27 protein-coding genes and 1 pseudogene are annotated in these 23,446 nt (G+C 72.3%); 8 read left to right on the forward strand and 20 right to left on the reverse strand.

Annotated features, from left to right (window positions below; all coding sequences use genetic code 11):
- Positions 1-91: 91 nt before the first annotated feature.
- From ACFV0G_RS11500 to ACFV0G_RS11515, 4 genes are all read right to left on the reverse strand, one after another.
- A complete protein-coding gene (locus ACFV0G_RS11500) occupies positions 92-496 on the reverse strand; it encodes a hypothetical protein (protein WP_380545375.1) in 405 nt (134 codons plus the stop codon).
- A 72-nt stretch (positions 497-568) separates the two neighbouring features.
- Positions 569-967, reverse strand: coding sequence for a roadblock/LC7 domain-containing protein (locus ACFV0G_RS11505; RefSeq protein WP_380545327.1), 399 nt, complete (start codon positions 965-967; stop codon positions 569-571).
- 109 nt (positions 968-1,076) lie between these two features.
- Complete coding sequence (locus ACFV0G_RS11510) at positions 1,077-1,751, reverse strand: hypothetical protein (protein WP_380545329.1); 675 nt, start codon at positions 1,749-1,751, stop codon at positions 1,077-1,079.
- Between the two features lie 729 nt (positions 1,752-2,480).
- The gene (locus tag ACFV0G_RS11515) at positions 2,481-2,795 is read right to left on the reverse strand and encodes a hypothetical protein (protein ID WP_380545331.1); all 315 of its coding nucleotides are present in this window, start codon (positions 2,793-2,795) and stop codon (positions 2,481-2,483) included.
- A gap of 982 nt (positions 2,796-3,777) precedes the next feature.
- Between ACFV0G_RS11515 and ACFV0G_RS11520 the strand changes: the two genes are divergently transcribed.
- Positions 3,778-4,125, forward strand: coding sequence for an ArsR/SmtB family transcription factor (locus ACFV0G_RS11520; RefSeq protein WP_380545377.1), 348 nt, complete (start codon positions 3,778-3,780; stop codon positions 4,123-4,125).
- A gap of 1,041 nt (positions 4,126-5,166) precedes the next feature.
- Here the strand turns inward: ACFV0G_RS11520 and ACFV0G_RS11525 are convergent.
- The 4 genes from ACFV0G_RS11525 to ACFV0G_RS11540 all read right to left on the reverse strand — a co-directional run bounded on the left by ACFV0G_RS11525 (position 5,167) and on the right by ACFV0G_RS11540 (position 8,217).
- Positions 5,167-5,451 carry a hypothetical protein gene (locus tag ACFV0G_RS11525; RefSeq protein WP_380545333.1) on the reverse strand — a complete coding sequence of 95 codons (285 nt, stop codon included), beginning with the start codon at positions 5,449-5,451 and terminating at the stop codon, positions 5,167-5,169.
- A gap of 293 nt (positions 5,452-5,744) precedes the next feature.
- Positions 5,745-6,092 (reverse strand): ArsR/SmtB family transcription factor, encoded by a 348-nt coding sequence (locus ACFV0G_RS11530; RefSeq protein WP_380545335.1) that lies wholly within the window; start codon positions 6,090-6,092, stop codon positions 5,745-5,747.
- Positions 6,093-6,407: 315 nt separating this feature from the next.
- Positions 6,408-7,610, reverse strand: coding sequence for a malic enzyme-like protein (locus ACFV0G_RS11535; RefSeq protein ID WP_380545337.1), 1,203 nt, complete (start codon positions 7,608-7,610; stop codon positions 6,408-6,410).
- Entirely contained in the window at positions 7,603-8,217 is a 615-nt protein-coding gene (locus ACFV0G_RS11540; protein ID WP_380545339.1) for a pyridoxamine 5'-phosphate oxidase family protein, read from the reverse strand. Before ACFV0G_RS11540 ends, ACFV0G_RS11535 begins: the two co-directional genes overlap by 8 nt.
- A 318-nt stretch (positions 8,218-8,535) precedes the next feature.
- Here ACFV0G_RS11540 and ACFV0G_RS11545 point away from each other — a divergent pair, with 318 nt between their 5' ends.
- Both ACFV0G_RS11545 and ACFV0G_RS11550 read left to right on the forward strand, forming a co-directional pair.
- Positions 8,536-8,922 (forward strand): STAS domain-containing protein, encoded by a 387-nt coding sequence (locus ACFV0G_RS11545; protein WP_380545341.1) that lies wholly within the window; start codon positions 8,536-8,538, stop codon positions 8,920-8,922.
- A 115-nt stretch (positions 8,923-9,037) separates the two neighbouring features.
- Positions 9,038-9,389, forward strand: a pseudogene (locus ACFV0G_RS11550) (ArsR/SmtB family transcription factor).
- Positions 9,390-9,820: 431 nt separating this feature from the next.
- Here ACFV0G_RS11550 and ACFV0G_RS11555 read toward each other — a convergent pair.
- The 7 genes from ACFV0G_RS11555 to ACFV0G_RS11585 all read right to left on the reverse strand — a co-directional run bounded on the left by ACFV0G_RS11555 (position 9,821) and on the right by ACFV0G_RS11585 (position 13,351).
- Positions 9,821-9,952 carry a DUF6126 family protein gene (locus ACFV0G_RS11555; RefSeq protein WP_380545343.1) on the reverse strand — a complete coding sequence of 44 codons (132 nt, stop codon included), beginning with the start codon at positions 9,950-9,952 and terminating at the stop codon, positions 9,821-9,823.
- Positions 9,949-10,122, reverse strand: a complete 174-nt coding sequence (locus tag ACFV0G_RS11560) for a hypothetical protein (RefSeq protein WP_380545345.1) — start codon at positions 10,120-10,122, stop codon at positions 9,949-9,951. Before ACFV0G_RS11560 ends, ACFV0G_RS11555 begins: the two co-directional genes overlap by 4 nt.
- Positions 10,123-10,127: 5 nt before the next feature.
- Positions 10,128-10,523, reverse strand: a complete 396-nt coding sequence (locus ACFV0G_RS11565; protein ID WP_380545347.1) for an ATP-binding protein — start codon at positions 10,521-10,523, stop codon at positions 10,128-10,130.
- A 109-nt stretch (positions 10,524-10,632) separates the two neighbouring features.
- Positions 10,633-12,288, reverse strand: a complete 1,656-nt coding sequence (locus ACFV0G_RS11570) for a SulP family inorganic anion transporter (RefSeq protein WP_380545379.1) — start codon at positions 12,286-12,288, stop codon at positions 10,633-10,635.
- A 65-nt stretch (positions 12,289-12,353) separates the two neighbouring features.
- Positions 12,354-12,698: an ArsR/SmtB family transcription factor gene (locus ACFV0G_RS11575; RefSeq protein WP_380545349.1), complete on the reverse strand. Its 345-nt coding sequence runs from the start codon at positions 12,696-12,698 to the stop codon at positions 12,354-12,356.
- A 2-nt stretch (positions 12,699-12,700) separates the two neighbouring features.
- Entirely contained in the window at positions 12,701-12,895 is a 195-nt protein-coding gene (locus tag ACFV0G_RS11580; protein WP_380545351.1) for a hypothetical protein, read from the reverse strand.
- Between the two features lie 336 nt (positions 12,896-13,231).
- Entirely contained in the window at positions 13,232-13,351 is a 120-nt protein-coding gene (locus tag ACFV0G_RS11585) for a hypothetical protein (protein WP_380545353.1), read from the reverse strand.
- A 282-nt stretch (positions 13,352-13,633) separates the two neighbouring features.
- Here ACFV0G_RS11585 and ACFV0G_RS11590 point away from each other — a divergent pair, with 282 nt between their 5' ends.
- On the forward strand, positions 13,634-14,152 hold the full coding sequence (locus ACFV0G_RS11590; protein ID WP_380545355.1) for a SigE family RNA polymerase sigma factor: 519 nt from the start codon (positions 13,634-13,636) through the stop codon (positions 14,150-14,152).
- Positions 14,153-14,271: 119 nt separating this feature from the next.
- Positions 14,272-15,294: a hypothetical protein gene (locus ACFV0G_RS11595; protein ID WP_380545357.1), complete on the forward strand. Its 1,023-nt coding sequence runs from the start codon at positions 14,272-14,274 to the stop codon at positions 15,292-15,294.
- A gap of 380 nt (positions 15,295-15,674) precedes the next feature.
- Here the strand turns inward: ACFV0G_RS11595 and ACFV0G_RS11600 are convergent, their stop codons facing one another.
- Both ACFV0G_RS11600 and ACFV0G_RS11605 read right to left on the reverse strand, forming a co-directional pair.
- On the reverse strand, positions 15,675-16,340 hold the full coding sequence (locus ACFV0G_RS11600) for a glyoxalase (protein ID WP_380545359.1): 666 nt from the start codon (positions 16,338-16,340) through the stop codon (positions 15,675-15,677).
- A gap of 69 nt (positions 16,341-16,409) precedes the next feature.
- On the reverse strand, positions 16,410-17,234 hold the full coding sequence (locus ACFV0G_RS11605; protein ID WP_380545361.1) for a dienelactone hydrolase family protein: 825 nt from the start codon (positions 17,232-17,234) through the stop codon (positions 16,410-16,412).
- 121 nt (positions 17,235-17,355) lie between these two features.
- Here ACFV0G_RS11605 and ACFV0G_RS11610 point away from each other — a divergent pair, with 121 nt between their 5' ends.
- The gene (locus ACFV0G_RS11610) at positions 17,356-18,366 is read left to right on the forward strand and encodes a GlxA family transcriptional regulator (protein WP_380545363.1); all 1,011 of its coding nucleotides are present in this window, start codon (positions 17,356-17,358) and stop codon (positions 18,364-18,366) included.
- A 143-nt stretch (positions 18,367-18,509) separates the two neighbouring features.
- Here ACFV0G_RS11610 and ACFV0G_RS11615 read toward each other — a convergent pair whose 3' ends face one another.
- The 3 genes from ACFV0G_RS11615 to ACFV0G_RS11625 form a co-directional block, all read right to left on the reverse strand.
- Positions 18,510-19,100 carry a GNAT family N-acetyltransferase gene (locus tag ACFV0G_RS11615; RefSeq protein WP_380545365.1) on the reverse strand — a complete coding sequence of 197 codons (591 nt, stop codon included), beginning with the start codon at positions 19,098-19,100 and terminating at the stop codon, positions 18,510-18,512.
- Positions 19,094-19,579, reverse strand: a complete 486-nt coding sequence (locus ACFV0G_RS11620; protein WP_380545367.1) for a rhodanese-like domain-containing protein — start codon at positions 19,577-19,579, stop codon at positions 19,094-19,096. Before ACFV0G_RS11620 ends, ACFV0G_RS11615 begins: the two co-directional genes overlap by 7 nt.
- Before the next feature lie 752 nt (positions 19,580-20,331).
- Positions 20,332-21,063, reverse strand: coding sequence for a dienelactone hydrolase family protein (locus tag ACFV0G_RS11625; protein WP_380545369.1), 732 nt, complete (start codon positions 21,061-21,063; stop codon positions 20,332-20,334).
- A 505-nt stretch (positions 21,064-21,568) separates the two neighbouring features.
- Here ACFV0G_RS11625 and ACFV0G_RS11630 point away from each other — a divergent pair.
- Both ACFV0G_RS11630 and ACFV0G_RS11635 read left to right on the forward strand, forming a co-directional pair.
- Positions 21,569-22,153, forward strand: coding sequence for a TetR/AcrR family transcriptional regulator (locus tag ACFV0G_RS11630; RefSeq protein ID WP_380545371.1), 585 nt, complete (start codon positions 21,569-21,571; stop codon positions 22,151-22,153).
- Positions 22,154-22,239: 86 nt separating this feature from the next.
- The gene (locus ACFV0G_RS11635; RefSeq protein WP_380545373.1) at positions 22,240-23,220 is read left to right on the forward strand and encodes a zinc-binding dehydrogenase; all 981 of its coding nucleotides are present in this window, start codon (positions 22,240-22,242) and stop codon (positions 23,218-23,220) included.
- The last annotated feature ends 226 nt before the right edge of the window (positions 23,221-23,446 follow it).

A 23,446-nucleotide genomic window follows, 5' to 3' on the forward strand; every position in this document is an offset into this window, starting at 1 on the left:
CGGGGGGTGGCGGGTGTGGGGGGCCTCGGGGGGGGCCCATTTTTTTGCCGGCCGGGGGTCTATAACACACGCGGCCACGGCCGTTGCGCGGTCAGAGGCGGCCGTGCTGCCTCACGACCCGCCTGGTCTGGGCGAACAGCATGCCGACGTTGACGGACTTGCGGCAGACCACGACGGCGACCACGTCTTCCTCGCCCTCGACTCGCACGAACAGGTGCGTCAAGTTGTCGCTGTTGACGAGGACCTCCTGGAAGTAATGGCGGTCGGAAACCACGCCGCGGCGTTCCTTGAAGAGGCCTTCAATCATCGCCACGTTGCGGCCCTGGAACAGGTCGAGCGTGGCGGCTGCGAGGAGGTCGAGCACCTCGGATGGGTGGGAGTCGACGGTTTCCACCCCCAGCAGCATGCCGGTGGCCATGTCGATGACGCCCGAGGCCAGGCAGTCGGGCACGTCCGCCCGGAGGGTCTTGACGAATCCCGACACCCGGTCGGACATGCTGCTTCCCTGCGTGTTCACTGCGCTCCTCATCTTGGCCCGGGCGTGCGCCGTCCGGGCCGGTGGTGGTCTTCAGTGGTGTGCGGCGGTCGTTCGCGGGCCGGTGAGCAGGCGGTCGATCCGCCGGACGGACCGCTCGCATTCGCCCTCCAGCCGGGCCAGGTCCATGTCCGTGCCGCCCAGCAGCGTCAGCACGCCCATGTCGCCGACCGGGCGCACCACGAGGTAGCCGTCGCCGTAGCACGCGGCGCTCCAGCGCGGACGGTCTCTCCCGGTTGCCGCCCCGGCTCGGTGCGCCAGGCCGAGTACGGCCGCGGCCAGGGCTGACAGGCACTCCCCGTCGGCCCGGTCGCCGGTGTCCGCGGCGATGAGGAGGCCGTCCACCGCCGAGACCACGACACCGGTGACACCGGTGGCGCTGTCGCGCAGCTCCCCCATCTCTGCGATCAGATCACTGCTCGTGTCGGTCACAACTCTCCTGTCGATCGAAGAACGCTCCGTCGCCGCTCCTTGGCCGGCGCCGTGGGATCCGGTGCAGCCGCGGCAGGGCCGCTGGGTGGAGTGAATGCCGGCGGTTCCGTTACTGGTCGGCCGGCCGTGCGTGGCGGGCCGAGACGGGTCGCAGTGGGAGCGCGTCATTGATCCCGCTGGCTCCGCGGCGGCGCAGGGGAAGGTGGCCCAGGGCTCTGGCCGAAGGCGGCTGCCGGTCCGCCGGTCCGGTGCCGTGTCTGTCCGGTGTCGGATCGGATGCCGCCACCTCGATCAGTCCCTCGCCGGCCATGCGGGACAGTTCGGTGGTCACGGCGAACAGGCTCCGGCCGAGCCGGAGGGCGATGTCGCATGCGCTGCGGCGGCCGTCGGCGTCCTGCAGGATGTCGCGTCTGGCGCCGGACAAATCGGGTGCGCGGGCCGACGGTACGGCGCGCACCCGGTCGGTGAAGGGCGACAGCGCAGTCCGAAGGGATGCGAGGGCGGCCAGGCGCCGCTCGGTCTCCTGCAGCAGCCAGTCGGGGTCGATGTCCTGCGGGGCGGGCAGCAGGGGAGGCGGGCAGTCGGCGGCCGGGGCGCTGCCCTCGATGCGGCCCGCTGCCATCGCGAAGGCGGCGTCCGCCGCGGACATCATGCACACGACCTGGAGCTCCTGCGGGCCCACGAGCGAACGCGAGAGCAGGGCCGGGCCGGGCCGGCCCCCGTCGGCCTCGTGCTGCAGTGCCGACAGGTCGTGCTCGCTCACCCGGCCGGAGGCCAACAGCACCCGGGCAGCGTCCGGCGCGCCGGGCGACACAACGGCTGTGACCGCGCCGTGGGACAGGTGGACGACTCCCCCCGGGTCACCCGCCACGGCCAGTGCACGGGGCCGGAACTGCCTCGATGCCGTTGAAAAGGCCCTGGCAAGTCCGCCCACCCCACCGGCCGGTGCGATCGCCGGCAGCCGAAAGCCTCCCATGGACCCCTCGCCCGTCACCCGCACACCCTCCCCCACTGCGATCCACCGAAAAACAGCCAGGCAGAACGCCTGAGGCCACGCCAGATACAGGGCCAGGCCGACATCACAGAAACGCCGGGACGCCCAATTTCGAATCTAGGCAATCGCAAAACTGTGCAATAGTCAAACTAGTCACACAATGCGACAGTAGTGACATATTTTTTCACTGTCGAAGGGAACCGAAAACATGGCGTCACAGCCGAGATTCCGCGAGAATCGCCGTGCGGGCACTGCACGATCGACGGGGCGCGGATGGCTGCCCGCCGGGGAAATGCCCTTGGGGCGGTGTGGTATGACGTGGAGCGCGAGGATCGATGCCGGACGATTCGGTCCGGGATCGGGAGCAGGGCTCTGATGCCGCCCATTACCGCCGGCCCTTCGACCGGGATACCCGCGACCGCAGCAGCGTCGAGGCGTAGCGGGAATTGGAAGAATTGCATGCCGGGATGGTCAGGGCTGTCGAAACATTTTCGATAATGGGGACGCGTGGTTCAGTTGTTACCGGCCCGGCTCCGAGCGGGCTGTGCCCGTCTGCACTCCCGGGTGCAGGCCCGGGGCCGATCGGTCGGCCCGGTCGCCGGGGTCGACCCGGTCAGCCCGGCAGGCGAGCGGCATGGGGTGGGCGAGCGGCTCGTCGGGTGCGGGCAGCAGCCGGACCCGCTGGACGAGGTGCGTGCCGTCGCCGAGGTGTCCCAGGGTGTCCGGAAGCTGTGGTCCGGCATCGAGGGAGGCAGCAGCAGCGCGCCCTGGTGGACGGTGGAGCCGGCCGACGGAGTGCGGGAGCGTCGGGTGCGGCGCCAAGTCGATTCGCATCAGCAGTACATCGTCTCGCCTGCTTCGGTGTCCGGTCCTGTGGCGGTGCTGGGACCTGCGTCGGCGGGCGCTTCGTTGCCGAGCCGGAGGCTGCCCGTCGGCCATGTGTCGGCCAAAGCCGGGAGCGCCGCTGATCTCTGGTCGCCGGGGTGCGGGCCGAGTGCATCGTCCATGGGTGACCTCGTGGGGGCCGGCGTCCGGGCAGGTCACGGCAGCGCCGCCCCGGCGTCGGTGTAACCGGGGCGGCGCGCCGGCGACAGCCGCTTCCGGTGGCTGCCACATGACGACCTTAGCAGTTGCTAATGTTGGCAACTACGTACGAGGGCAGGAGGAGGGAATGCGTATCTCGCCGGACCGTCGCCGGATGGTGCCGCTCGCTCCGAATCCGGTGCCGGGTGTCGTGTGCGACCCGGTACCGAGAGAGCGGCGCTTGCGGTCCGGGCGCTCCCTCTTCCTGTCCGGGCCTGCTGGTCGCGCAGGGCGCGTACGCTCTCACCGCCGCCCCGGGTGTGGTGCTCAGGGGCGGCGGTGAGCATGCAGTGGGACTCGGTGACGGTGGACGGCGCCGGCGCCCCTTCGGCTGTCCGGATTCCTGGGAGCACGGTCCGCCCACCGCTTCCACGGCGCGTTCGGCTGGGCCACGGCCGGCTGGCCCAAGCGTCCTGGCGGGCCTGACCGGATGGAGTGCCGAAGGTGAGGCCGCGATCGTGGACTCCGCCGGCCGCCCACATGACCGCGGCCCGCTCGCCGCCTGTGGCATCGGACAGCGGACGGAGGACGCGCTCGGGAGCGGATGGCCCCTGTCGGTGCTCCGGCCGTGTGACGACCTCGACATGGCCCTGGTGGTACTGGGTGTGTGCCGAATCGCCCCCGCAGCCGCCGGCCGCACGGTTGCTAAAGTCGAGAGCTGATGATGCTCCGCCGCGGCCTGAATCGAGACGGTGACGACGTGAACGCCGGTACCCAGCCCCCGCCTCCCGTGATCAGTGTGCCGCTGTACCAGGTGAAAGCGGAGTTCTTCAAGACGCTCGCCCACCCGGTCCGCATCCGGGTCCTCGAACTGCTCAGCGAGCGCGACCACGCCGTCTCCGAGATCCTCCCCGAGGTCGGCGTCGAGGCGGCCCACCTGTCCCAGCAGTTGGCAGTCCTGCGCCGTGGCAACCTGGTGGCCGCCCGGCGCGAGGGCGCCGCCGTCGTCTACAGCCTCACCAGCCCCGAGGTCGCCGACCTCCTGCACATCGCCCGGTCCATCCTCAGCGGCGTCATCACCAACCGGGCCGAACTCCTCGAGAGCCTGATCACCCCCGGCGCCGACCCCTCCCGCGGCTGACACGGCCGCGCGGGATCAGCACTCAGGGCACGCCGCGCCCGATGGCGGGCCAGGGCCGGGACTGCGCGACCCGACACGAGGCAGGGCGAACGGCCCATTCACACGGTGGGCAGCCGCACCGAGTGCTGCCGACGCGCCTCGCCGCGCAGGCGAATGATCCACCCTCATCGCAGGTTCGCCCGACTCGCATCCGTGGCGCCGGCCGGCGCCCGGTCCATGCCGACCGGGGTCGACCTGACGTGCACCGAACGCCATCACAGCCCTCAGGACGGCATCGGCCTTGGACTCGAGCCCTCCGCCCTCCGCGACGTCCAACGGCCCGCCCTCCCGGGCATGCAGGCACCCTGACGACCACCGATCCCAAAGGTCAGGACTCCCGGCGCGGGGTCCGTGTCGCACCTGGACCGGCGATCGGGACGTGCGCCCAGGAGCTGCGCCGCCCGAGCGGCAGCCGACCTGTTCCTCGACTCCCAGCCTGAACACCGTCCGAAGCGAGCATGGTTGCCGGGAGGAATGCCGAACTCCCGGGCGAGGGAAGGCCGTTCGCCTCGGTGGAGGACGACGGCGGTACGGCGAGGCGCTGCAGCTGAGGCGGGGCGGCTCGGTGGTGAACAGCTGGAACTCGTGCCGAGGCGTGGTGCTGTCCTGAACAGCTTGGTGCGCGGAGCGGGGAGGAGGGGCCGGCGGTCCCGGCCCGGGTGGAGCGATTGCCGCCGCCGGACTCGGACACACCGCCGCCCTCGACCGGCAGATCGCCCGCAGGGACGTCCACCCGGGGTGAAGACGCTGTGGCAGGTACGGGACGTGCACCCGCTCCGAGGGGTCCTGGACTGATGGCTCTGGGGAGTCCGAGGGCGCACCGTCTCGCCGGCGGCCGGTTGCCCGCGCCTCGACGATGTTCCGTCTGCCCGGCACCGCAGCCAACACCACCCTCTTCGGACCGCCTGTCGCCTGCCGCCCTGAGGTGCCAAGCGTGACTCGACGACCGCTGCCGGCAGCTGGCCGGGCGGACTGACTTGTCGGGATCCGGCTACCGACGCGTCAGAATCTGCGCACCGCCTCGGCGCAGCGTGAACACACGTACGGCGCGTCCTCGGGCCGGAACCAGGCCGTCGCGGGCCTCGGCTGCCACAGGTCGCAGTCGAGGCCGCCGATGTCCAGGCCGCAGAACGTCCGATCTGCACGGTGGGCGTAGATCCTCGGGTCGGCAGGCGCCGCATGCAGCGTCGCCGCGGCCGCTTCGGCCCCGGTGCCGCTGCCGCTGCCGCTGCCGCTGCCGCTACCGCTGCCGGCAGGTTTCCTCTCCCGTGCCACGATGACTTGCACCGTCCGACTCATTCCGCCCGGCGCATGGCCTGGCCGCACGCACTCAGCAGGGACGGGCCGGTGCGGACGGACTTCCGCTCCGGAGCGTCCGCAGCGCCCTGGCATGCCGGGCACAGGATGTAGCAACCCCCGTCCGCGGCTTCGATCGTTCCCCAGCCGGCACAGACACTGCAGGACCGTGCGGTGTCCACGTCGACTTTGGGAAGTGGGGTGCCGGTGGTGCTCATGCTGCCTTTCCTCGGGTGGTCCCGCCCAGCGGGCGGCGCGGGCAGGCGCACCCGGACGGAGGACGGTCACGCAGGTGCGACCCGGGCCGGTGTCTCGCGCAGCGCGTCCAACAGTTCGCCCTGGTCGGTGATCATCTCAGTGAGGATCCGGCGGGCGGCATGGAGCAGGTCGACGACGTCCGGGGTACTGAGCGCGTACACGACCGTGTTGCCCTCGCGTGTCGCGGTCACCAGCTGCGTGCGGCGCAGCACCGCGAGCTGCTGGGAGAGATTGGAGGGTTCTATGTCGATCCGGCCGAGGAGTTCGTGGACCGGCATCGGCCGGTCCTGGAGGAGCTCGAGGACGCGGATCCTTGCCGGGTGCCCGAGGGTACGAAAGAAGGCGGCCTTGGCCTCGTAGAGGGGGACAGCCATGGTGTTCCTCCGCCCCCGGAGCGCGGGTGCCGGCAACGCAGGCCCGCCGGCCGCAGTGCCCTCCGCAGACCTCGTGCGCGGTGCTATAAAACCAGAATCTATGAAAGTGAAAAATTCTTCAACTCTGATGGTGCGCGCGCAGCGGGACCCTCCAGGTCCCCAATTTGTGCGAATGAGCGTTCGGACCGGCTCGGATCTGCTTCGCGGGCCGCCTTGGGCCGAACTGCTGAAGCAGCCGAACATCGGCTCCCCCCGTTCGTTCTCGTGGACGAGACCAGAGCCGCCGGCCCCGGTCGAGTGCCGGAGGACCGAGCATCAAGCGTCGGCCGTCATTGCCGCGGTCAGTGCCTGGGTCAGCCCCGGCCGGTCCACCGGGGGCAGGAGACGGCCTTCCTCCGCGAGGCCGGCCAGGGTTCGTGTGGCGGCAAGCAGTGCTCCAACACCCGGCTGCATGCCGTGCGTGGCGACGGTGACCAGGGCCGGCAGGACGTGCAGGGGATGGGGGTGGTGCGCAGTGGCGTGCAGCAGCGGTGGTTCCTGGAGGCAGGCGTGCAGGATCGGGGTGCCGTCCGACGGTCTGGGCAGGCGCCCGGTCAGGTCGATGACCAGGTCGGCCGCCTCCACGAGGGGCTCGGCGCCCGGGGTCGGCGGGTCGGCCAGGATGAGTTCGCCCACGCCGTTCGCGTGGAGCAGGCCGACGAGGTTGCCGTCGAGGAGGTGCGCTCCGGCCAGGACGATGACCGCGTCGCCGGGGTCCAGGTCCTGGCGCTTCAGTGTGCTGAGCGTGGCAGCGGAGGTGGCGATCGCGTGGGCGGTAGCGGTGTCGGCCAGCGGGGCGGGGCCACCCGCGAGCGCTGCGCGGACGGCGGCAGCGTGGGCGGGGTGCGTGTGGGCCAGGGAGATCGCGGCGAAGCCGGGTGCGATCGCCCGGGCGGCGGCGGCGAAATCCTCGGGGGTAGCGGCGTCCACCGGGATCGGGTGGATGTCCAGGCCGGTGGCCCGGCGCAGGTGGACGGCCATGGACTCGAGCGCGGGCAGGACCAGCGGGGCGGGGAGCGGGCCGAGGTCCAGGACGTCGGTGGCGTTGGAGAGCAGGGCCACGCGGCGACGTCGGCCGCTGGAGGTGTCGAGGCCGTCGGGGTTGAGCATCAGGTGGGTGATGACGCGGTGGTCGGCGTCGCGGTCCAGGAGTGCGAGGTCGCGGGCGTCTGCGGTCGGAACGCACAGGCGCTGGGTGGTCTTGCCGGTGGCGGCGGTCCCCAGGGCGGGGTCGGTGAGGTGGACCAGGTCCTCGCCGAGGCGGTCGCGGAGCAGCGTGCGGACCTGGTGGTGGGTCAGGGGACCGTCGGTGTCGATGGTGACGGACTGCAGTCCGGTGTCCGGGTCAATGGCGTGGGGGGTGATGACGATCCGCCCCTGCCCGGTGAACATCGCCTTCAGCAGGGTGCGTGCCGCATGGGCCGGCACGTGGGCCCGCAGGCTGTAGGCGGGCCGCAGCAGCCCGAACCAGTCATTCATCCGGCGTGTGGTCGCGGGTGAGGCTGTGGCCGGTGACGTCCTCGGGGCGGATGCGCAGGAGGTGTTCGTTGCGCTCGTCGGGCCGGGCCCACAGTGGCACGCAGAAGCGGGCCTGCTCTGCGGGATCGGTGATCTGCTCGGCGCGGCCGGCGACGGTGACGACCCAGCCGGTCAGCTCGTCCACGTCGATGTGCTCGACCCGGTAGGTGAGCCGGTCGGGGTAGACGGGCGACCCGGCCGACAGGTGAAGGCGCAGGATGAGCTGCCCGTCGTCGAGGAGATGGCCGAGTACCTGGACGGCGGGCTGAACCTGCGCGGCAGGGAGCAGGCGCCCGGTGCTCACCTGGGAGAGCAGTTCGAGGGCCGGCCCGTGCGGCAGGTCGACCAGGTGGGCGAGGGGAGGCCGGTCCGCCTCCCGTTCAACCGGTCTCCGGCCACGTGGTGCGGCCAGGTCGATACCCCGGGCGCGACAGGTCCGTTCCACGTCCTCGAGGTCGACCGCGTACAGGGCCACGAGCCTGTCATTCTGCCGCTCGGCCGCCTCCGCCAGGGCCCGTCGAAGTCGGACGGCCCGGTTGCGCAGCGCCTCCTCGGACTCCCCGCTCATTACCGGCTCCCCTGGTCGCCCCGCAGTCTGCGGGGAACGGCCGCCCCGGCGTCGATTCCGGGGGCGGCCCACTGGATGAACACCTTAGCAGTTGCTAATGTTTGCAACTACTAGGGAGGAAGGGGGCGGGGATGCGTATCTCCGCGATGCACGGCTCCGGGGCAGGTGTCCCGTCGGGAGTGCGGTCCCATGTGCCGCCGCTCCGCTTCCGGCGCGTACCGGCTGCGGCCACGCATCGGTCATTCCCGTCCCCTTCCTTCCTTGGGCCCACGCCCTGCCGGGCCCCGGCACCCGGCACGGCGACGGGACGGTGACCCCGTGCAGTGGCACTTCGAGGAACACGAAGGAACCGGCGTCCTGCACCTGTCGGGTTTCCTCGGCGAACGGGTCGTCCACCGCTTCCAAGGCGCCTTCGCCTGGGCGCGTGCCCGCTCCGAGGTCGCCCTGGTCCTGGACCTGTCCGGCCTGCTCGGCTGGAGCCCCGAGGGCATGGCTGCGATCATCGATGCCGCCCGGCAACTCGGCCCGCACCACGCCCCGCTGACCGTCTGCGGTCTGCGCACGCACCTCGCCCGGCAGCTCCCCACGGCCGGCGGCCCCGGAGGACTGCGTCTCCACCCCGATCCGTCGAGCGCGCCGGCAGCCGTCGGCAGGCACACCGCATCGGCCCCTGCCATCGCGAGCGATGAAAACGCCAGCCGATGACCTCCCGCGCATCCAGCCCCGAGGCGCCCGGCTCGGTGACAGGGTGAGCGCCCGTACTGGCCCCGCACCCGCCGGCCCGACCACTCCCGGCGCACAGCCCCGGGGAACGACCGCAGTGAACACCCCGCTCTACCAGGTCAAGGCCGGCTTCTTCAAAACCCTCGGCCACCCGATCCGCATCCGCGTCCTGGAGCCTGAGCGAACGCGACCGGGCCGTCGCCGAGCTGCTCCCCGAGATCGGCGCCGAACCCGCCCACCTGTCCCAGCAACTCGCCGTCCTGCGCCGGGCCGGACTCGTCGCCGCCCGCCGCGACGGCACCACCGTCGTCTACAGCCTCACCAGCCCCGAGGTCGCCGACCTCCTCACCGTTGCCAGACACATCCTCAGCGGCGTCATCGCCGGACAAGCCGAGCTCCTCAACGGCCTCCGCACCAACCCCACACCCGCCCCGCGCACGGCACCCTGACGTCCTCTCCGGCGGCCCGGCAGACCGAACACGTGGCGCCGTGGCGCGCAGCACGGCCGCCTCCGGGTGCGAAGCTGGGCACGACCGACGCACAGAGCGGGACCCGGACAGCATCTGCGGTGTCCGGGCCTCATGCTGTTCTCGCGTTGACGGCGGTCCTCGCCGCTCCCTGCTCCGCTTCCCCAGTCCTCGCCTGACTGACAGCCGAGGCGCATCGAGCGGCTGCTGGTCGCGGGCGTGAGTCGGACGAGCCTGCGCTGGGGAGGGTCCGCGGCCGCGGGCGAACGGCGCGTGCGGTGGCGCGTTCCCAGGGCATCGGCGAGGCAACGAGGTAGCTCTGCCCGGCCGCGTGTTCCCGGGCTGGGTGGCACCAGGCGGCTGGCTGAAGGTCGGGCACGGAGCTGCGCCGGGCAGGAGTGACGGCCGAGCGGTCAGCGGCGGTTGCCGAGGGTGAAGAGCAGGATCACGAAGCCGGCGAACAGGTGGGTGCCGGCGATGTAGATCGACGCCCGGATGAGCATCGCCTTCCGCCTGGCCTTCTCGTCGCGGACGGCGTCGCTCATGTCTCCTCCTGTGCGCCCATGGGTGCGTGGTGGCGAGGGGCGGGGCGGATGTGCAGGCGTCGGCCGGAGATCGCGGCCTCGGCGAGGGCGCCCTTGAGGGTGGGCAGGTCGACGAGGTCGGGGATGCCCGGGGTGCCGTGGTCGTCGAAGGGGGTGATGGTGAAGCGCATGGGGCTCAATTCCGGCCGGCAGCGGGCTGGGGCAGGGGCAGCAGGACGTGGATCGTCTTGCCGCCGTCGGGGTCGGGTTCGATGGTGAGAGCGCCGCCGAAGTGACGGGCGAGGTCGGCGAGCACGGCCAGCCCTCCCCCGGCCTCGGGCGCGGGGAGGTCGACCAGTCCCGGATGGCTGTCCCGCACGGCGACGTCGAGCACGTCGTCGGCGGCCAGCAGCAGTTCGAAGGACGCGGAACGCGGCGCAGCGTGCCGGACCGTGTTGGTGACCAGTTCGGTGACGGCGAGTACGGCGGCGTCGTGGACGGTCGTGCTTGGCGGTATGCCCCAGGTGGTCAGGACGGTGACGGTGATGCGGCGGGCCAGCCGGATGCCCGATGGCAGGCTGGTCAGGCTCATGCGGTACGCCCGGCCCCGGTCGGCGGGCTCGGCCGGGGGCGGGGTGGGGCCGTTGCGGTGGCCTCGGCCGCGCCAGCGGCGGATCATCGCGCACACCCGGTGGCGGCGGTCAACTGGACACCCCTGCAGTGGTCACGGCAGCCGAGGGGCGGCCCACCGGGCCGATGTGGCCGTGCAGGTGGGTGCGGGCGTAGGCGATCGCGTCCGGGGTCGTCGCGAAGACGTGCCCCTCGGCCCGGAGCCCATCCAGGATGCCGAGCGCGTCGAGGGGGCGGTGGTGCTCCTCGCGGATGCCGGAGACCAGGACGAGGGTGCCGCGCCGCTGCAGCTTGGTGATGGCGTCGCCCAGGACGGTCGCGCCGCTCGCGTCGATCGCGCTGACCCGGGACATGCGCAGGATCGCGACCTTGACCTCGGCGGACTCGGTGAGTTCCAGCAGGAAGCGGTGCGCGGCGGCGAACAGCAGTGGACCGTCGATCCTGTACGCCGCGATGTGGTCGGCGAGCAGCGCCTGCTCCTCCTCGTGGTGGTCGGCGGGCGGGAGGTCCGCGTGCAGTGGCACCTGCTCGAGGCGGGCGGCCTTCGCGACCGAGCGCAGCGCGAGTGCCCCGGAGACGAGCAGGCCGACCACGACGGCGGTGACCAGGTCGAAGGCGAGCGTGGTGGCTGCCGTGACGAGCATGACCGCGGCCTCGCCGCGCCCGGTGCGGGCGAGTGCGCGCAGCGAGCCGACCTCGACCATGCGCACGGCGGTGGCGATCAGCACGCCGGCGAGAGCGGCGAGCGGGATGCCCGCGACCAGCGGTGCGGCGGCGAAGACGATGACGGCGAGGACGGCGGCGTGGACCAGGGCGGAGAGCCGGGAGGCTGCGCCGGAGCGGACGTTGACGGCGGTGCGGGCGATGGCACCGGTGGCGGCGACGCCCCCGAACAGTGGGGCGACGAGGTTGGCCAGGCCCTGGCCGAACAGTTCGCGGTCGCTGTCGTGGCGTTCGCTGACGCTCATCGCGTCGGCGGCGGTCGCGGACATCAGCGACTCCAGCGCGGCGAGAGCCGCAACCGCGAGCGCGGAGGGCAGCAGCGCGGGCACGGCGGAGGCGTGGAGGAATGAGAGCGACGGTGCGGGCAGGCCCGCGGGCAGGTGCCCGATGGTGGCGACCGGCAGGTGGGCCAGCTGCGCGACGGCAGTGGCGGCGATGACCGCGAGCAGGGAGAACGGGATCCCCGGACGCCGGCGGACGCCCAGCAGCATCACGGTGGCGACCCCGGCAGCAAGGGCGAGGGCGGCCATGTGCGGGTGCGCGGCGAAGTCGGCAACGGCCTCGGCCGCGACGACGGCCGGGTTGTCGCCCCCCGGTGTCCTGACACCCAGAGCGCCGGGAACCTGCTGGAGGCCGATGACTGCCGCAATGCCGACGGTGAAGCCCTCGACCACCGGTACGGGTACATAGGCCATCCAACGTCCCGCCCGGGCCAGCGCCAGAGCGACGAGGATGACGCCTGCCAGCAGGCCGACCGCCAGCACACCGCTGCTCCCGTAGCGGTGGACGATGGGCACCAGGACCACCGTCATCGCTCCGGTCGGGCCGGAGACCTGCAGGTTGGAGCCGCCGAAGACCGCGGCCAGCGCGCCGGCGACGACGGCCGTGGCGAGGCCGGCCTCCGCGCCGGCACCCGAGGAGATGCCGAACCCGAGCGCGAGGGGAAGCGCGACGATCGCAACGGTCAGACCCGCGAGCAGGTCCTTGCGCGGAGAGCGGCCCATGGTGGCCAGGATCTGACGGTTCGGCAGGATGGAGCGCAGCCGCGCGGCGGCCGCGTGGACGGCGTTCACGCCGTGGCCTCTCGGGTGGTGGCTCGCAGCTCCTCCAGGAGCTGGCCCTGCTCGCTGATCATGCCGCTGAGGATGCGGCGGGCCGTCACCAGGAGTCCGGCGACGTCCGGGCTGCTGAGCACATAGATCACGGTGTTGCCCTCGCGGGTGGCGGTCACCAGATTGGTGCGGCGCAGGACGGCGAGTTGCTGGGAGAGGCTGGAGGCCTCGATGTCGATGGCCGCCAACAGCTCGCGGACCGGCATCGGCGCATCCTGGAGGAGCTCCAGGACACGGATGCGCACCGGATGGCCGAGGGTGCGGAAGAGCTCCGCCTTCGCCTGGTAGAGCGGGACGGCCATACTCAGTTCCCTCCTTCGCGTTCCTCCGCGCCGTGCGGAAGTTCGATGCCGTGGCGCGCCGCGATGCGCAGCAGTCCGGCGACCCGCCCGGCATAGGCCTGTGCCCCGGCATCGTCCCCGGCGGCCTCCGCCTCCCACCGCGCCTGCCGGGCCTGGGTGAGCTGCTCGCGCAGCTCCTCGTCGAACACCTCGGTCACTGCCGTCCCTCCCTGGCGTCGACGCGAGCCGACCGCATCCACCTGTGCCGATCCAACAGCAATCCATGATGTATGAACATGAAGAATTTTTCAAATGGAGTTTTTTGCATGTCGTGGATTCGTGCATGCGCACCTCTCCTGGACAGCATGGACAGCAGTCGAAACCTTCGAGCCGGCGCCCCGTCGACCCCGAGCGCGACGCTTCGAGCCGAGAAAGGTTCAGCCGGCCCCGTGGCCGGACGATCGCACTGTCCTGTACTGGTGCCGTTATCGGAACACGGGGTTCTGGCGTCCCGCGGCTGACTGACAGTCACCGGGCCTGTTCGTCGAGCCGGGTCAGAAGCCCGTCGCCGGCCGGTCGGCGATCCGCGCGTCAACACGCGTCACGGACAGCGATCGGTGACCGAGCAGAGCGGCGATCGCCTCCAGGGACATGCCGCGGTTGATCGCCTGCATGGCCGGCGTGTGCCGTAGTTGGTGCGGAGTGACGCGGCCGGGGCCGGCCTCGCCTCGCCGCCTTGCGGACGGCCTGCTCGATGCGGGGCGCGTTGACCTGGTGGCCGCGATCGGCGAACAGCAGGTTCGGCCGCAATCCCTCGGGCCGGTGCAGCACCCCGTCGTCCAGCGGCGTGGGTCGGGCCCGCCCGGTGGTGGTGCAACCCTTTGCGTGGCGGTCGGCATTAGAGATCCGGGCAGCGCAGTTCGGCGGTGCCCGTGAAAGGGAGGGAGGGGGGCCTGGTGGTGCGACGTGCGGCACGTTCACGCGACGCCGAGTTCACCGAGTATGCGATGTCCCGGGCCGGGTGGTTGCGCAAGGTCGCATATCTGCTCTGCGGCGACTGGGATCGGGCCGACGACCTCGTCCAGGAGAGCATCACCAAGCTCTACGTGAACTGGTCCCGGGCGGGGCGGGTGGAGAACCGGGACGGCTATGCCCGGACGGTGTTGGTCAACACCTTCCTGGCGGAGCAGCGGACCTCGTGGTGGCGGCGGACGCGTACGGGTGTGACGGCGCCGGAGGAGGCTGCGGCGTGGACGGATGTGGACGTCTCGCTCGACCTGCGGCAGGCCTTGGCCGCGCTGCCGCCGCGGCAGCGGGCGGCGGTGGTGCTGCGCTACTACTGCGATCTCTCGGTCGAGCAGGCCGCTGATGTCCTGGGGTGTTCCGCCGGCAATGTGAAGAGTCAGAGTTCGCGCGGCTTGGACGCACTCAGGCGTTCGTTCGTTGATCGATCGGTCGAGGGGAGCAGGGTGTGAGCGAGGAGACGAGGCTGGCCGAGGAGCTCTCGGCGCTGGCCGAGGGGTCCGCCCCACCGAGCGGCGTCGACGTCCACGGGGCGCTGCGGCGCGGCCGGGGCCGGCTGGTGCGGCGGCGGGTGGCGGTGCTGACGGCGGCGACCGCGGTGGTGGTCTGTTTCGTCGCGCTGGCTGCGGTGCTGCCCGGCAGTGGCGGCGCGGCGGGGCCCGCCGTGCAGCCGACCACATCGGTGTCCCCGTCGCCGAGCGGGGTGCACACGTGGAATCCGATTCCGCCGACGGGCGGGTCCGGCGCCGCGCCGTCCGAGACCAGTACGCCCGCCCCGGTGACCGGCACCGATCCGCTGATCTCCGACGGGCGTTTCGGCTGGCTTCCGGATTCGATCAAGACGGTCAGCTATACGAGGGAGGCCGGGGGCGAGTGGGCGAACGCGCAGGGGGACACGGGGACGTTCCCGACTCCCTCCTTCTCTCTGAAGGTCTTCCCGGCGGGGGTGACGCCCGAGCTGCCGGCCCTGGCCGACGGGAAGCCCAATCTGCCGGGCTACAAGCCGGGGAACCACGCGATCCGCGTCGATGCCCCGCCGGTGAACGGGCGGGAGGCGTACTGGATCACCGCGAGCGATCCGAACGACGCGAAGACCATGAACACCCTGCGGTGGAAGACGGAGGGGGGCCGGTGGGCGGAGCTCGGCTCCGGGTACCTCTCGGGTGCGGACAGGCAGCGGGTGCCGTTGAAGGTGGCGGCCGGCGTGGTCGTGGGCCACTGGCAGGTGCCGCTGCCGCTGCGGATCGGCGACATGCCGAGGGGGTACACGGTGAACTCGGTGACGCTCCGGCAGTCGCGCGACGGCAGCGGCGGTTTCAAGCTGGACATGAGCGTCGGGGGGCCGGGCGACGAATTCATCGGTGTCACGGTCGGGCCCGATGTCCCGGAGCCGGTGCAGACCGGGCCGGACGGAAAGCCGCGCACGCCGCAGCCGAAGACGTGCAAGTCCGAGCGGGGCGTGAAGGCCTGCCTCGCGGCGCTGGGGAGCGGGGAACACGTCTTCGACGCGGCCGGCGGCGCGCAGGGCCTGCTGGACAGGATCACCCTCTACGGCGCGGACCCCAGCACGTGGAGCACCGCCATGCGTGACTGACGGCCCGGCGAGGACGGACGTGCGCCCGCTGCACGGGGGTCACCGGGCGTGGGACCGTCCTGGCCGGCCGTCGGCCCCACCCCCCGGGGGCCGGGCCGGGATCCGGCGGGCGATCAGATCGTCGTCGTTGCGGTCGGTGGGTCCGTAGGCCTGGTGCCGTGCCGGCCTGTTGGCATCCGACACGGCGCTCGGGCAGGTGTGGGGTCGGCTGCGAGCAGCGCCCGCCGGCTGCGGCTGATGCGGTAGTGCGGATATCACCCGCGAAGATCGCCCAAAGGTCGGGGCGGCGCCGTCCGCCGGCCACACGCACCGACCGTGCTCGGAACGCGCCGGCGGCAGGCGCGGTCGTCCCGTGCCTGCCGTGGCGCCGAGCACCATGGTCAGGAGAGCGTCGGGGCGGGCGGTGCGGTGGTCTCCCAGGAGAAGCCGTCCGGGTCGGTGAAGGCGTCGGTGGTGCTGCCGAGGACGATGCGGTGGGAGCCGGTGCCGTCGGCGGGGACGCCGAGGTCCTTGGCGAGGGCCCGGCGCTTGTAGAGGGCGAGCTTGACGGGGCCGGCGTGTCCGGGGGCGAACTCGGTGTACTTGCCGCCGAAGCTCTTGGCCACGGTCAGGCCCCGGTCGACGTAGAACTGCTTGGTGGCCTTCACGTCCTCGACGCCGAGCAGGAGGACGATGTCGTCGATCGAACGGGTGGCGGGGCCGGTGTCCTTCTTCGCCGAGGTCGCGATCTTCCAGATCGTTCCGTCCGGGGCCTGGACGACGCCGCCGTAGCCCCACAGTGACTTGGCGGCGGGCTTGAGCACGGTGGCGCCGGCGTCCACGGCGGCGCCGACGAAGGCGTCGACGGTGGCCGGCCCGGACACGGTGAGGGCCAGGGTGAAGCCGCGGAATCCGGTCGAGGGGGTGTCGCACGCCCGCAGCCGGATGTAGGTGTCGACGCCCAGGCGCTCGGCGAAGCGGCGGGCGGTTTCGAGGTCGGTCACCTCGACGGTGACGGACGCGAGGGAGGTGCCGGCTGCGGTGGAGGTGGTGTGTGCCATGCCCATCACGCTAGAAGGTGCAGGGGCACCGGGGCTTCTCCAATCCTGACCGGTTCGGGATCCCGTTCGCCGGGCTCAGGCATCGGGGGCGAGTCGGGCGGTGAGGAAGTCGAGGATCTCGTCGCGGGCGCGCACCGTCGGGTGGCCGCTCCGGTCGACGAGGTGGGCGGTGACCACGCTGTGGGCGCAGCCGACCAGGTCGCGGAAGAAGGGCGGCGGGTCGGGGTTGGCCGCTGTCGCAGGCAGTTCCCGGCCGTCGAAGGCGTCGCCGAGCAGGGCCCGGTAGGCGGCGAAGCGCCGGCCGGTGCACCAGGTGTCCCCCTGGAAGCGGTAGGCGAGGACGGTCAGGTTGTCGCGGTGGATGCGGTCGGCCAGGGCGGCGGCGTCCTGTGCGCTGAGTTCGAGTGCGGCGGGGTCGTCCAGGGGGAGGGAGGGGTGGTTGACCACAGGGGCGATCACGGCGGGTTCGAGCGCCATGGTCAGGGCGAAGTTGCCGGTGAAGCAGAGGCCGATGGCGCCGATGCCGGGTCCCCAGCACTCGGCGTGGGCGGTTCTGGCCAGTCCTCGCAGCCAGCCGGTGACCGGGCTGGTGCCGCCGCCGGCGAAGGCGCGGAACTCGGCGCTGACGCACGCCCGGCGCATGACGTCCCTGCCTGCTTCGGTGGTGGCCCGGGCGCCGTCGGTGCCGAAGAGCGAGGGGAGGTAGACGGTGAAGCCGGCGTCGCGGATCCAGCGTGCGAGGCGGGCGACGTCGGGGCTGATGCCCGGCATCTCGGGCATCAGGACGACGGCCGGGCCGGTCCCGGTGACGTACACGGTCTTGTGCGTGCCGTCGACGTCGATCGTGCGGCGGGTGAAGTCGTCGAGGGGGTCGCCGCGGCGGGGCGTGGTGGTTGTCATGGGCAGGATTGTGGCGGGAGACTGGCCGGCGCCGGAATCGGCGGGATCGCCGGGTTTCGGGGTGATCCCGCCACAGGGTCGGATCGGTTCGGGGGGCGTGGTGGCGGGGTTGCGAGTGGGTGTGCTGGCCTATCCGGGGTGCTTCGCCTCGGAGGTCTTCGGTGTTCCCGACCTGCTGCTGATGGCCGATCAGGTCGCCGCGGCCGGCGGCGCGGTGCGCGCACCGTACGAGGTGTCCGTCCTCTCGCCGCGCCGGCGGGTCACCGCCGCGGGCGGGAGGGCTCTGGACGTGTCGGCGCTGCGGCCGGTCGACGTCCTGGTCGTGCCCGGCTTCGTGCTCTCCCCCGCCGACGATCCGGCGGCGGTCCTGGCGGGGCTGGGGCCCGAGCTCGCGGTGGTCGGGGAACAGGCGGGTGCGGGTGTGGCGGTCGTGTCGATCTGTGTGGGGGCCTTCCTCCTGGCGGAGGCCGGTCTGCTGGACGGGCGTGAGGCGACGACGTCCTGGCTGTTCGCGGACCGGCTGGCCGGCCGCTACCCGCTGGTGGACCTGCGTCCGGAGCGTCTCGTGGTCACCGATCGCGGGGTCACCACGACCGCCGCGTTCAGTGCGATGTACGACTTCGCCCTCCGGTTGGTGCGCGAGCACGACGGTCCGGGCGTCGCCCGCAGGACGGCGCGCATCGCACTGGTCGACGACGCCCGCTCGTCCCAGGCGCCCTATGTCGATCCGGCGCTGCTGCCGACCGTGGGGGCGGCGTTCTCGTGTGCCGTGAAGCGGCGGTTGGACCAGCAGCTCGGGGAGCGGTACGACCTGGCGGCGCTGGCGACGGAATTCGGGGTGAGTCCGCGGACCCTGCTGCGGCGCTTCGGCGCCGAGGCCGGCCAGAGCCCGCTGGCCTATCTGCACACGGCCCGGGTGCGTCGGGCGCGCCACCTGCTGGAGAGCACCGACCGTACGGTCGCCGCCATCGCCGCCGATGTCGGCTACGGCGACCCCGGGGCGTTCGGCGCGCTCTTCGCCCGCCACACCGGGCGCGGGCCCCGTGACTACCGGACGGCTTTTCGCCGGGCCGGGTCGGGCACCGGCCATGGCCGGTCTCGGGGTGATGGGCCACTCCGAGGGCCGCGGTGAACGGCTTGGACGCGGGCGGTGCCGCCTGCGTCCACTGCTCACCGGGATACGGCACCTGCGTCGTGCAGACCAACTACCAGTACGCCGGGCAGACCTGGGGTGGCGCGCAGAGCGCCAGGATCCAGGTGTACTGGGCGCGGACTTCACCGGAGGTGCGTGCCGTGACGACCGGCGCCCGGGCCGGCCTCGCCGTGCAGGGGCGCCCGGCCGCCGGCCGCGCCCACGTGACCATCCACAGGCGGGCGGGGCGGGTCCTCCGGCGGGCCGACGGGGAGTGAGAATCTGACCTTCGGTCGGGATCGCGCCCCCGCGCGGTGGTGGAAGCGGATGGCGCCGGTGTTCCAGTCGGGTGTCTGCCACTGCACGTGTGCGGCGCGGCGGGCTGCTGCCGCGTCCTTCACGGCGTCGAGCAGGGCGTGCCCCCAGCCCTGGCCCCGGTGCGGTTCGGTGACGAACAGGCAGTCCAGGTGGATGTGGTCGGCTGCCTGCCAGGTGGAGAACTCCCGGGAGTAGCTGGCGTAGCCGATCAGTTCGTCCCCGAGCTCGACCACGAGACACCACGCTCTCGGCCGTGCCGAGAAAAGCACGGGTTCCAGTCGGGTGGCGAGATCGGCGGGTGGCGGGTCGGCGCGTTCGTAGGCGGCGTGGGCGGTGCACAGGCGGGCCACCGCCGGCAGGTCGGCCGCGGTGGCCGGGCGGATCGCGCCGCCCGGCCGCGCGGTGTCCTTCAGCATGCGCAGGCGATGCCCGAGCGCGGGGCGGTCAGGTCGTCGAGGGGGCGCTGCCGGGTACCGGTGGCGGAGTCGTAGGCGAAGCCCTCGCGTGCCCAGTACTCGAAGCCGCCGAGCATTTCCTTGACCTGGTAGCCGAGGCGGGCGAAGGCCAGCGCCGCGCGTGTCGCGCCGTTGCAGCCGGGGCCCCAGCAGTAGGTGACCACGGTCGCGGGCCGGTCGATCAGCCGCGGTGCCAGGTCGGCGATCTGCGCGGTGGGGATGTGAACGGCTCCGGGGATGCGGCCCTGGTCCCAGGCGGCGCTGCTGCGGGTGTCGACCACCACGATGCCGGGTGCGCCCGAGGCCAGGTCGGCGTGGACGTCGGAGACGTCCGCCTCGAAGGCGAGGCGGGCGGCGTAGTGCGCGGCGGCCACGGCCGGGACGGCGGCCGGCACGCTCAGGACTGCGCTGGTGATCTCGGCGGAGGGTGTGGCAGACAAGGGGGTGCCTCGCGTTCTTGGTGGTCGGGACGGGGGCCGGTGGGCCGTGCCGGGGTTCCCCGGTCGGCGACGGCTCCATCCTCCGATTCCCGGCCCCGCCCCACGAGTGGCGTGAACGCCTGAGGTCGTCAAGATTCCGCCAGTCACAGGGGCGGCTCCTTCCCGGTCCGAGGAGTGTCGGTTCACGCAGCGCTCCGCCCTGGCCGGGTCCGGATCCGTACTCCGCGCCCGGCCCCGGTCCGCCGGCGTTCGAGGCCGTCGGCGATCGAGAGAGTGGGACGCGGCTGGGTGGAACGCAGCCGGATGCGGCGGGCTTCCGTCCGGTCCGGGGTGGAGGCTGCAGCGACCGTCCTGCAGAGCGGGCGGCGCGCATCCACTCGCACGGCCGATGCGCCCGTCCGACGCTCCGCCCGCACGCCCGAGCCCGTTCAGCCGGGGCGCGCGGCCGAACATGCCTGCGTGGGTCGGTGGAGCCGAGCCGCCCCATCCCGACGGGCTCGGCTCCGCCGGCAGCGGGCCGCGGCTGCTGCCGGACGGCGGCCGGGCAGCGGTTGATGTCCATCAGGCCGTCCGGGGAGCGGTCGACGGAGGTGGTGGCGTCGTCCGGGCGGTGGGCGACGGCTACGGCGAGGCCGGACACGGCGCCACGCCCAGCGCGGCACGTGTTCGTGGCAGCCGTGGTCCACCGGCACCGGTCGTGCCCGCCGACCAGGAGTGCGAGCCGGTCGGCGGGCTTCGGTCCGGACCGGCGGTCAGTGGAGGTGGCGGGCGAAGAAGCGCAGCATGCTGTCGTCCTCGAAGTCCGGGATTTCGGCGTGCCGGCCGGGGTTGACGTGCAGGGTCTTCTCGGCTGAGCCGAAGGCGTCGAACAGGGCCAGCGCACGGGAGCGCGGCACCCGTTCGTCGTCCCACTGGAGGAGGAACTGGAGCGGGACGGTGATCCTCGCGGCGTCCTGTGCCTTGGCCGTCACCCCGCCCAGGCCCAGGACCGCCGCGCGGACGCGGGGCTCGGCGGCGACGAACGGGACACCGAGCCCGCAGCCCAGTGAGATCCCCCAGTAGCCGACCGGGCAGGCGCCGACGTGCTCGAGCCGCTGGAGCGCATCCACCGTCGACCGCCACTCCGGAACGGTCCGGCGTGCCACCATCGCCTGGAACTCGGCGATCAGCACGGCGATGTCCTCCCCGGCCTCGACGCGGGCCCGGTTCTCGTCGGCGATCCGGTTGAGCTCCTCGTCCACCGGGCGGTCGCCGTGGCCGGGCACGTCGACGGCGACGACGGCGAAGCCGCACTCGGCGACGAGGCGGCGTGCCCGCGTCTCAAGCTCCGGATCCTTCTTGTGCCGGCCGCCGCCGTGTCCCATCACGATCAGGGGGCGGGTGCCGCCTGCACCGTCCGGGGTCCACACCACACCGGGCACGTCGCCCAGTTCGAAGAGTTGCTCGCGGACACCGTGGGATGCCGAGTCAGAAGTGAAGCGCATAGCGTGCGGGCCTTTCGGGATGCCTTCAGCGGGCGTCCCTAGGCCATGCGGGGAAGGGAGGCCCGACCTGTCACAGTGTTGATCGGTCTCACCTCCTCGAGTGCGCGGTCGTGCACGGCGGCCCAGACGCTACCACGAGCCGGTCGGGCCGCACACCGTCGAACGGCCATCAATGCCTCAGGCCTGCCTTCTGTCCGGGGACTTGGGCGGGTCGGCGGGCAGCGCCCGGTGTTCGGCGGGGAAGCGTGTGGTGTCGACGGTTCGGCCCGCGTTCGGGGGGTGCCGCGATATCGGCGGCGGACCGGGAGCCTGCGGAGCTGTCCATGAGGGCGAACACCTCGCCGAGGGGCCGACGGTGCAGTCCGGGCCCGATTCCCGGAACCGGCCCCCGCTCCCCGCCGGCAGGCGGGCCGCGTCGCCGGGCGCGCCGGTTCCGGCAAGGGGTGCCGACCGAGGGCCGGCCCGGGCCGTTGTTCTTGAATGGTCACTCATGTATATTTCTTCCATGCCCAGACCGCGCGAGTTCGACCCCGAGACCGTCCTGAACCAGGCGATGCTGCGGTTCTGGGAGCGCGGTTACCGGGCGACCTCCATCGAGGATCTGGTGAAGGCCACGGGTGTGAAGCCCGGCAGCATCTACAGCGCGTTCCCCGGGGGTAAGCACGCGCTCTTCGTGAAGTCGCTGGAGCGCTACTCGAAGCTGATCGTGCCCCAGAAGCTGGGGGAACTGGAGGCATCGGGCGCGTCGGTGGCGGAGGTTCGCGGCTACTTCGACGGACTGGTGCGCGACCTGCTCAGCCCCGAAGGGCGCCAGGGATGCCTCCTGGTCAATACGGCGATCGAGAAGGCCGCCGAGGACGACGCGGCGGCGGCCGTCGTGCGCGGCCACCTGGCGCGCCTGGAGCGGTGCATGACCCATGCCCTCGGGAATGCCGTCCGCCGGGGCGAGGTGCGGGACTCGCTGGACCCGGGCGGCAGCGCCAAGCTGCTCGTCGCAACCTGCCAGGGGCTCATGGTCGTCGGGAAGGCCAATCCCGACGAGGCGGTCCTGCGGGCCATCGTCGACAACGCCTTCGCCGCGCTCTCCTGACGGCGCGGCATTTCGGGCCACCGTGTGTGCGGTGGCCCTTTCGTCGGTCCAATAGTTGAATGACCACTCAAGAACGAGGTTCAGACATGAAGGCCATTGTCATATCCGCTCACGGCGGCCCCGAGGTGCTCACGGTCACCGACGTGCCCGACCCGGTGGCCGCCACCGGCGAGGTCCTGATCAGGGTCAAGGCGATCGGCCTCAACCACGCCGAGGCGTACATGCGCAGCGGCGCCTGGGGCCGGGTGGCCGCCGTCCCGGGGATCGAGTGCGCCGGCCTCGTCGAGGCCGACCCATCGGGCGAACTCCCCCTCGGCACGAAGGTGGTGGCGATCCTCGGCGGCATGGGACGGACCCGCAACGGCAGCTATGCGGAACTGGTGACCGTGCCCGCGACCAACGTGGTGCCCGTGAACTCCGACCTGCCCTGGGCCGACCTGGCCGCGGTACCCGAGGTGTACGCCACGGCGTACAGCGCCTTGCACGGCAACCTCGCGCTCAAGGCCGGGGACACACTTCTGGTCAGGGGCGCGACCTCCTCCCTCGGGCAGGCAGCCGTCAATCTGGCCGTCCACCACGGCGCAACGGTGCTCGCGACCACCCGGAACCCGGCAAACGCGGCCCTGCTCAAGGAACTCGGGGCGTCCGACGTGCTCATCGACGACGGGCAGCTGGCCGCGGAGGTCGGACGGCGGGGGCTCGCCGTCGGCGCGCTGCTCGACATCGTCGGCAACACGGTGCTTCGTGACTCCCTGGCCACGGTCGGACCGCGTGGTCGGGTCTGCCAGGTCGGCTTCCTCGGCGGATTCGAACCGGTGGCACACTTCGACCCGATCGCCGATCTGCCCAGCGGCGTCCAACTCAGTTTCTTCGGCAGCGCCTTCGTCCTGGGAACCCCCGCCTTCCCCCTCACGGACGTCCCGCTGGACGAGATCTACGCCCAGGTCGAGGCCGGCACCCTTCGGGCCCGCCCCACCCGGATCTTCCGGTTCGACGAGATCGTCGAGGCCCATCGGGTGATGGAGGCCGGGCGCGCCTTGGGAAAGATGGTCGTCACCCTCGACTGACCCGCTCCCCCGGCCTGCCGGCAGCCGCGCCCGCGCACGGCGCCACTGGAGACCGCCGCGGCCGGCCCCGGCGGCGAGGAGAGCACCGGAGCCGTTCCTGTCGGTCTCGGCGCCCGGATGTGCGGGGTGAGGACGGGGAAGGCGCAGGAGAGGATGCCCCAGCCGGTGATCCGGGTGGCGCAGAGGGTGGGCGGGGCCGCGCGGGGCCGCGACCGGTTCCCCGTTC

This window comes from Kitasatospora sp. NPDC059571, assembly GCF_042735675.1.
In the GTDB taxonomy this organism is placed as follows: domain Bacteria; phylum Actinomycetota; class Actinomycetes; order Streptomycetales; family Streptomycetaceae; genus Kitasatospora.

Coding starts and splice junctions, on each gene's coding strand:
- ACFV0G_RS11500 (WP_380545375.1), bottom strand. CDS start 496: ATGTCCGACCGGGTGTCGGGATTCGTCAAGACCCTCCGGGCGGACGTG.
- ACFV0G_RS11515 (WP_380545331.1), bottom strand. CDS start 2,795: ATGCGAATCGACTTGGCGCCGCACCCGACGCTCCCGCACTCCGTCGGC.
- ACFV0G_RS11530 (WP_380545335.1), bottom strand. CDS start 6,092: ATGGCTGTCCCCCTCTACGAGGCCAAGGCCGCCTTCTTTCGTACCCTC.
- ACFV0G_RS11535 (WP_380545337.1), bottom strand. CDS start 7,610: ATGAATGACTGGTTCGGGCTGCTGCGGCCCGCCTACAGCCTGCGGGCC.
- ACFV0G_RS11540 (WP_380545339.1), bottom strand. CDS start 8,217: ATGAGCGGGGAGTCCGAGGAGGCGCTGCGCAACCGGGCCGTCCGACTT.
- ACFV0G_RS11555 (WP_380545343.1), bottom strand. CDS start 9,952: ATGAGCGACGCCGTCCGCGACGAGAAGGCCAGGCGGAAGGCGATGCTC.
- ACFV0G_RS11560 (WP_380545345.1), bottom strand. CDS start 10,122: ATGCGCTTCACCATCACCCCCTTCGACGACCACGGCACCCCGGGCATC.
- ACFV0G_RS11565 (WP_380545347.1), bottom strand. CDS start 10,523: ATGAGCCTGACCAGCCTGCCATCGGGCATCCGGCTGGCCCGCCGCATC.
- ACFV0G_RS11570 (WP_380545379.1), bottom strand. CDS start 12,288: ATGGGCCGCTCTCCGCGCAAGGACCTGCTCGCGGGTCTGACCGTTGCG.
- ACFV0G_RS11575 (WP_380545349.1), bottom strand. CDS start 12,698: ATGGCCGTCCCGCTCTACCAGGCGAAGGCGGAGCTCTTCCGCACCCTC.
- ACFV0G_RS11585 (WP_380545353.1), bottom strand. CDS start 13,351: ATGCAGGCGATCAACCGCGGCATGTCCCTGGAGGCGATCGCCGCTCTG.
- ACFV0G_RS11600 (WP_380545359.1), bottom strand. CDS start 16,340: ATGGGCATGGCACACACCACCTCCACCGCAGCCGGCACCTCCCTCGCG.
- ACFV0G_RS11605 (WP_380545361.1), bottom strand. CDS start 17,234: ATGACAACCACCACGCCCCGCCGCGGCGACCCCCTCGACGACTTCACC.
- ACFV0G_RS11615 (WP_380545365.1), bottom strand. CDS start 19,100: ATGCTGAAGGACACCGCGCGGCCGGGCGGCGCGATCCGCCCGGCCACC.
- ACFV0G_RS11625 (WP_380545369.1), bottom strand. CDS start 21,063: ATGCGCTTCACTTCTGACTCGGCATCCCACGGTGTCCGCGAGCAACTC.
- ACFV0G_RS11630 (WP_380545371.1), top strand. CDS start 21,569: ATGCCCAGACCGCGCGAGTTCGACCCCGAGACCGTCCTGAACCAGGCG.
- ACFV0G_RS11635 (WP_380545373.1), top strand. CDS start 22,240: ATGAAGGCCATTGTCATATCCGCTCACGGCGGCCCCGAGGTGCTCACG.